Genomic DNA, 7,514 nt, shown 5'->3' with positions numbered 1-7,514 from the left:
GACCTCGCTTGTGCACGACCGGTCATTGACCCCGTACCTGTACGGTCCGCGGGTGTTGAGTCGAAATGGCTGGTCCGTCCACTTCACGTCGCGGGACTTACCGCAGCCGCGTGAAGAGCTCTGGTACCTGCAGATTCGTCCTGAGGAATGGGAGTGCTGGCTTGATGACCAGGGCATTCCTGACGGGACGCCGTACTTGCTGTCACCCCGGTACGTCTACGACGTCGACCCGAACTCGTACCTCCATCGGGTGGACTATCTCGAGGGTCCGCTGAACAGTCAGAGGAACCGGGCGAGAGCCCTGGCCGGCTACTTCACGTTCCTGCACCGGGCCCGCTGGGGCAAGGACTGGCGTGATGCCACGGAGGACGACCACCGGGCCTATCGCCACTGGCGTCGTCAGGACGCGAAAGGGCCCCGCATCGGCGGAGCGACCTGGAGCCAGGACACCTCGCACGTGTTCCAGTTCTACGAGCACGCGAAGCGGGAGAAGTGGGTCGCCGAGATCCCGATCCCACTGCGGGAGGCCAAGGAGAGGGCGGCCTCGCCAGGCGGCCGGCCCGTCGTCACGGAGAGCAAGAAGGTCCCGGCGTCCTACGCGCACGACGAAGGCGGCGAGACGATCGAGTGGCTGCCCGCCGCGGCCTACCGGCGCTGGCGGGACGTGGGGGTGCGGGGATACGACCGCGACGGGCTGCCGAGGGACAACTTCCGGGGCCGGTGGGCCTCACGCAACGCGACGTTCACGGACAAGCTGGTTCGCACCGGGATGCGGCTTGAGGAACAGTCCACCCTGTTGAAGTCCGAGATCCCGCTGGGTGAGGGGCCGCCCGGCTACAGCAAGTTCTGGCTGCCGAAGTCGATCGCGAAGCGGGAGTCCGCCCGGTGGGTCTATGTGCCGGCTTCCTCGCGGCGGGACCTGACGGCCTACGCCCTTGAGGACCGGGCCATGGTGGTGGAGGAGGCCCAGGCCGCGGGTCGCTACCGGCGGATCCGGCGGCCTTTGGTGATCTCGGACCCGGAGTTTCCGCGCCTTGCCCAGTACACCTCGGGGGCGATGGCCGGGCAGCGGGTGGACGTGCGTCTTCTCGGCCCGCTGGAACGCCGCCGACTGCTGGTGGACACCAATCAGGGGCTCGAGCCCGCGATGTTCTGGCTCGGCGAGGACGGGATGCCGCTGGCCCTGTCGACCTGGAAGGACATGTTCACTGCGGCCAACCGCCGCTGCGAGGAGGCAGCGCTGGAGGAGAGGGCACACGCCCACCTCTGCAGGCACACCTTCGCCGTGATCACGCTGGAACAGCTCCAACGCGGCCACCTCGCGGCGCTCGGCGAGATGAACCCGGCCCAGCGCCAGCACTACCAGAAAATCTTCGGAGACCCGGTGGACTGGATTCGCCGCCGACTCGGTCACGCCTCGCAACTGTCGACCTTGATTTATCTGCATGCGCTGCAGGAACTGGAGATGGAGACGCGCATGGCCCTTGTCCCGGACACTTGGGAGGACCCGCGGGACACCCCGGTTGTCGAGCTCGGCGACGAGACGCCGCCCGTCGACCTGCCCGAAGGAGTGGTGACACGGTGAGCCGCCGCCAGGGCCGGGGCAGCACCGGACCAGGCCGCCCGGCCGCGACACCGTCCGGGGCCTACGAGGCCCCACCGCTGGTCAGGATGGACGCGGCGGACTCCCTGGCCGTCGACTTCCACGGCGAGGACGGCCGCAGCCGCACCTTCGACTTCAGTACGCTGCCGATGCCGGGCTGGCGTCTGTTCCTGGCCCGGTCGGTCGCCCTGCGGACCGGCTACAGCGGCGGCGCCAGGACCCTGGAAAGCTCGCGGCACGCCTGGAACGCGGCCCAGAACTGGGCCGAGTTCCTCCCGTCCCTCGACCCGCCGCCCGAGAGTTCGCAGCAGCTGACCCGCGCACACGTGGATGCCTACCGGGGGCGCACGGACATCTCCCCGCGGACGAAGTACTCGATGCTGCTGGAACTGCGCACGCAGTTCACCGACCCACAGCTGAAGGGCGACCTCCCGGCCGAGGCCCTGGACGCCTTCAACCGACGCCTGCAGAAACCACCGACGCAGTCGGTGGGGGGCTACTCGAGCGGGGAACTGGACCGGCTGACGGCCGCGGCAAGGGCCGACACCGCCCGGATCGCCCGGCGCCTGCGGGCCAGTGAGGACCTGCTGCGACGCTATCGCGAGGACCCTGGTCAGCTTGGCGAGGACGATCTTCGGCGGGGCGAGATGCTGGCCGCGATGGCCGACAGCGGTGTCGTCCCCGAGCCTGTCCGGCGCCGTCAGGAACGGCAGGCCCAAAGGGTCGCCTTCGCCTCCGAACTGTTCCTGACCTGGAAGGACCTGGCACCTCTGGTGGTCCTCCTGATGATCGTCACCGAGCGGAACGGAGAGTCGATCAAGGAGTTGCCGGTCAAGCACCGGCTGCTGGAAGACCGCGCCGTCGAGTTATCCGTGGTCAAGCGCCGCCGCGGCGCCAAGCGCTGGTTCGAGACGGTGACCTGGGAGATCGGACCGAAGAACCGTGAACTCCACACGCCTGGCGGCCTCTATCTCCTGCTGCTGGAGCTGACCGCCCGAGGCCGGGCCTTCTGCGGTGCCTCCACCGCGTTCGCACTCTGGCGCAACAACCACCGCGACGGCAATACGGGTGTCGAAGAGCACTGGGCGCCGTTCGAGAAGAACCTCGGCTACGGATCCGCGATGAAGATGTCCGCCTGGGCCGCGGAACGTCCCAAGCCGGTGCTGGCGGACCCGCCGCCGAAGAAGAAGGGCAAGCAGCCGCCGGCACCGCCGCTGCGGGTCACCTTCAACCAGATCAAGACCAGCGTGGATGCCCGCCGCACCCGGCAGATGGGCGGCCACCTGCCGTCCTCCGCGAAGAGCAACACCGCCCAGGTCCTCTACGCCAACTACCTCAAGGCGGACGAAACGACCCGGGAATGGGCCGCAGAGGTGGTCTCCGAGGCGCTCGTGGACGCCGAACGCGCCGCCGCCGACGCCCATAAACGAGCCGCCGAACGCCGGGGCGGCGGCCCGAAGGTCCTGCCCGAGGCCGGCACCGCGCACGACCTGGAGGAGGCCGGCATGACCCCGGACATCGCCCGCAAACTGGCGGACGGCGAACTGGACACGGCCTGGACCGCCTGCGAGGACCATGAGCACAACCCGGAGACCCAGGCGCCCTGCGGCGACTCATTCCTCGACTGCTTCCACTGCGGGAACTGCCTGGTCACCCGCACCCACCTGCCCAGGCTCCTCGGCCTCCTCGACAGTCTCGGCGCCCTGCGACAGCGGATGAGCGAGATCGACTGGTGGAAGCGCTACGGCCCGGCCTGGATCGCGATCCGGCGCGACATCCTCACCAAGTTCTCGCCGGCCGAGGTCGCCAAGGAACGCAAGAACCCCCTGCCTGACGCCCTCCTTGATCTCGTCGAAGCCCCCTGGGAACAGCTGTGAGTCTTGCCACGTTCGCCGCATTCCCACCCGGCGACCTCGCTCTGCAGAACATCCACGTCCTGCACGGCCGGCAACTGCGGCCCGGGTTCCGGCTGGAGGACACCTCCCGCTACGGCGACGACATCTGGCGACTCTGGCCCGCACAGCTCAAAGCGCACGACGCCGCACTCATCTTGAACTTCCCGAGCCTTCCGCGGCGGTTCCAGTCAGCGGCGAAGAAGCTCTTCTACCGCCTACTGTCCGTCGACCCGCCGGACGGCGAGGACTCGCCCGGCATCACCTCCATCAGGATCACCTTCACCCACATGAAGGCATTCCTGACCTGGCTGGACAAACGCTGGGAACCGCACGTCACCGACCTGTCCACCCTGACCCCGGACGACCTGACCGCCTACCGCAAGCACCTCAACGTGCTCCATCCCCGGTCTTCCGACCGCCGGACGCTCGCGCGAGGCGTCATCCGGCTCCTCTGGCGCTGGCGGTCCCACCTCGACGAACACGCACTGTCCTTCGACCCGCTCCACCTCCCGGAGTGGGGCGAGTCCAAGGCGCCCCGCCGCACCGAGAACGCCACCGACCGGCTCCCCGAGGAGACCATGGGGCCGCTGCTGGGCTGGGCCCTGCGGTTCGTCGACGAGTTCGCATCGGACATCCTGGCCGCCGACGCCCACTGGCGGGCTATCCGCACCGACACCTTCCGCCAGCCGGACGACGTCGCGGACATCGGGCTTCGCATCCGAGCCCTGATGGACGAGCACATCGCCTCGGGGCAACCGCTGCCCGGCTATCGCGGCCGTCCGAACGTCGTCCACCTCGCCCGGACGCTGCAATGCGACCGCACCAGTGTCGACCGTCACGCCGACGTCCTGGCCGCGACCGCCGAGATCGTCGGCATTGGCACCGACAGCTACTTCGGCAACCCGATCACCGGCCGGCTTGACGGCGTCCCGTGGGTCGAGGGGATCGCGACCCACCACACGGCGACCCACAGCCTGGCCCGGCTCGGCCGTCACCTGCAGGCCGCCTGCTACATCGTGATCGCATACCTCTCAGGACTTCGCGACTCGGAGGTCAAGCACCTTCGGCGCGGATGCCTGCACGTCAAGCGGGACGAGGACAAAACCCCCTACCGCTGGACGGTCACCAGCCTGGCCTTCAAGGGCGAGGACGACGACGCAGGCGTCGAGGCGACCTGGGTCGTCGGCGAGCCCGTCGCCCGGGCCATCGACGTCCTCGAACGTCTCCAGCCAGCCGAGACTGACTTTCTCTTCGCCCGCCTCCGTCACGGATCCGGCGCCAAGAAGGGCTCGGCCGAGGCCCTCACGACAAAGGCGACGGGCACACAGATCAACAAGTTCATCACCTACGTCAATCAGCTCTGCGACACCTCCGGCCGGTCCGACAGCATCCCCGCAGCCGGTCGCAGTCGCACCGGGTTCAAGACCAGCGTCTTCCGGCGCACGCTCGCGTGGTTCATCGCACGACGGCCCGGCGGAGCCGTCGCCGGCGCCCTGCAATATCGGCATCAATCAATCCAAATGTTCGAAGGTTATGCAGGCACCAGCGCCTCCGGATTCCGGGCCGAAGTCGAGAGCGAACAGGCCCTCGCCCGCGGGGAGACTTACATCGCGATGATCGACGCCCACGAGCACACCGACCTGACCGGCCCGTCGGCCGAAGAGGTCGCCCGGCGACTCAGCGAGTTCGGCGAACGAGCCCAGTTCCAGGGGCAGATCGCCCTCGACAAGCATCGCCTGAAGCGGATCATGAAGCGGCATGATCCAGCGATCTATCCCGGCGAATACGTCACCTGCGTCCGCGACCCCGCCAAAGCCCTTTGCGAAAAGGCGAAGCGCGGCGGAAGCGAAGGGCTACCCGACCACGGCGGCTGCAAGCCCCTGGCCTGCAGAAATGTTGCCCTCACCCCGGAGAACGTCGCTGTCTGGACCCGGGAACTGGCTCGCCTGGAGAAGAGGATGGCCGCCCGGCCGGCCATGCCTCCCCTCCGGCAGCACCGCCTCCAGCAACGTCACGCCGAGATCACCGAGTTCCTGGCCACCAACACGCGCACGGAGTCCCTCGCATGACCGCCCGCGTCTCTGACCTGCCCGAAGCCCTGGTCCGCAAGCGGATGGCGGAGATGATCGAGACCTGCCGACAGACCAACACCAAACCCAGCGTCCTGAAGCTGGCCCAGCAACTCGGCCTGAGCAACACCACGTTCCGCCGCCGCTTCCCCGACATCGCCCAAGAGCTCGGCACCCTCCGGTCCACCCCTGCCGATCCCGCCGACGGGCCCACCACGCTCGACAGGCTCATCGCCCGGAACGCGAAGCTCCGCCGCCGAAACCAGGAGCTGACCTCAGACCTTGCTCTCGCCATCGCTCAGCTCCAGCAGCTGGCACTGACCAACGAACGGCTCCGCGAGGCCCTTGAGGCGCAGATGAAGGTCTCGCACATCGACGATCGGCGCTGGCCGAGCGGACATCGGCACTGAGATGTGGTTCGGCCCCAGAATCTGCCATCGCTCATCGCGGTTGTCTCGCCGCACCATCCTGGGGCCCTCACCACTTATGGCCAGCGCCAGGGGCGACCGATGGGCCCTCCTGGCATCATCGCCGTGACTCTGTGACGGCGATGAGACGGAGATGCTAGTGGGAGACAGATGGCGGCTGCTGCTGGGCGAGCGGCAGATTCTGTCGGGCAAGAACGATTTTCCGTCCCGGCTCATGACCATCTTCCAAGAAGAAGACAAGCGCATGGACGCCGATTGGGTGCAGGGCATTGACCGGCTTAACAGCATTCCCGCAGGCCAAGACGTTCCGCCGGAACTGGAGGCGTTGACGGCTTGGGACGATGACGATGAGTACTCCATCGACCGCTTCGGTTATCGCACCACAGTCGGGACCGTCCTCGCGCGCCTACGGCTTATGGGCTTCACCCCTGAGGCCAGCAGGCGGTCGATGGCGGAGATCCGCAGATCGGAGCTCAAGCGGGACGGGCAACCGGAGGACGTTCTTCTCGTGAGCCCGGCGCGGGGGGTTCGGGGGACGCCTCACCAGATGTCTTGCGAGCAAGTGATCGACGCCGGGCTCGTGGCTCACATCAAGGCGTGTGGTCGCCACGGGTTGGACGCCGAGCAGCTCGACCTGGTTGAGATGAATTGCTTGGACGAGTTGGAGTTCTATTTCGAGGACGACGACGAGCCGCGGTTCCTCCTTGCCGCACTTCTTCATGGCCAGGATCCGCAAAGCACGGTGACGATGGACTTGTCAGATCTTCTGGCGGCCGACTATTGCAGCAGTGATGAAGACCTGTCCGCTCAGGCTGTCCGCGAGCTGAGCTTCATGACTGCCAGTACGGGTCCCGTCATCGTGATCACCGAGGGAAAGTTTGACGCGCAGGTCATACCCCGAGCACTCAGACTCGTCCGTCCCGATATCGCTGGATACTTCAAGTTTTGGGACCTTGAGACCACGAAGGCCGCTGGCGGCACCGATCAGGTCGTCAAGAACATGAGGAGCTTTGCTGCCGCAGGCGTCATGAATCGAGTGATTGGGATCCTGGACAACGACACAGCAGGCCGCCATGCCGAGAAGCAGTTGGCCAGCACCTCTCTCCCAGACCACTACGCGGTCTGCAGGTTGCCTGATCTGGACTACGCGCAGTCCTACCCGACCCTCGGTCCCTCAGGCGCTTCAAGCGACGACGTCACAGGTCGTGCCTGCTCCGTGGAGTTCTACTTCGGCCAAGACTGCCTGCACGGGCCAGACGGGAAGCCGGTCCCAGTGCGTTGGAAGAGTCACATCGACCCGATGAACGACTACCAAGGCGAACTCGCCAACAAGCCCTACGTCCAAGAGCGCATCAAAGAGATGCTCCGAGAGGCAGAGGAGGGGGAGAAGCCGCTCGGGAGCGAGTGGGATCCGATGCGGCGCTTGGCCGAGACGCTCATCAGCCTGGCAGAGCCCGAGCCCCAGTAATTCCGCTGCCCTCTCACCGGTCAACGGTCACATCTCAACCCCGTCCACAAC

The 7,514-nt window shown here is 67.0% G+C and carries 5 protein-coding genes; all 5 read left to right on the top strand.

Going from position 1 to position 7,514, the window contains the following annotated elements:
• Positions 1-1,585, top strand: a 1,585-nt coding sequence (locus ACL02R_RS29825; RefSeq protein ID WP_412800084.1) for a hypothetical protein, incomplete at its 5' end; no start/stop codon positions are given.
• 86 nt (positions 1,586-1,671) lie between these two features.
• Positions 1,672-3,480: a hypothetical protein gene (locus ACL02R_RS29820; protein ID WP_412800083.1), complete on the top strand. Its 1,809-nt coding sequence runs from the start codon at positions 1,672-1,674 to the stop codon at positions 3,478-3,480.
• Positions 3,477-5,567: a hypothetical protein gene (locus tag ACL02R_RS29815; RefSeq protein ID WP_412800082.1), complete on the top strand. Its 2,091-nt coding sequence runs from the start codon at positions 3,477-3,479 to the stop codon at positions 5,565-5,567. The genes ACL02R_RS29820 and ACL02R_RS29815 overlap by 4 nt, the downstream gene beginning before the upstream one ends.
• The gene (locus tag ACL02R_RS29810; protein WP_412800081.1) at positions 5,564-5,977 is read left to right on the top strand and encodes a hypothetical protein; all 414 of its coding nucleotides are present in this window, start codon (positions 5,564-5,566) and stop codon (positions 5,975-5,977) included. The genes ACL02R_RS29815 and ACL02R_RS29810 overlap by 4 nt, the downstream gene beginning before the upstream one ends.
• A gap of 151 nt (positions 5,978-6,128) precedes the next feature.
• Complete coding sequence (locus tag ACL02R_RS29805) at positions 6,129-7,463, top strand: hypothetical protein (RefSeq protein WP_412800080.1); 1,335 nt, start codon at positions 6,129-6,131, stop codon at positions 7,461-7,463.
• Positions 7,464-7,514 lie beyond the last annotated feature (51 nt).

This window comes from Streptomyces sp. MS19 (assembly GCF_047200595.1).
Lineage (GTDB): Bacteria > Actinomycetota > Actinomycetes > Streptomycetales > Streptomycetaceae > Streptomyces.
This window is presented reverse-complemented; position numbering and strand designations above follow the sequence as displayed.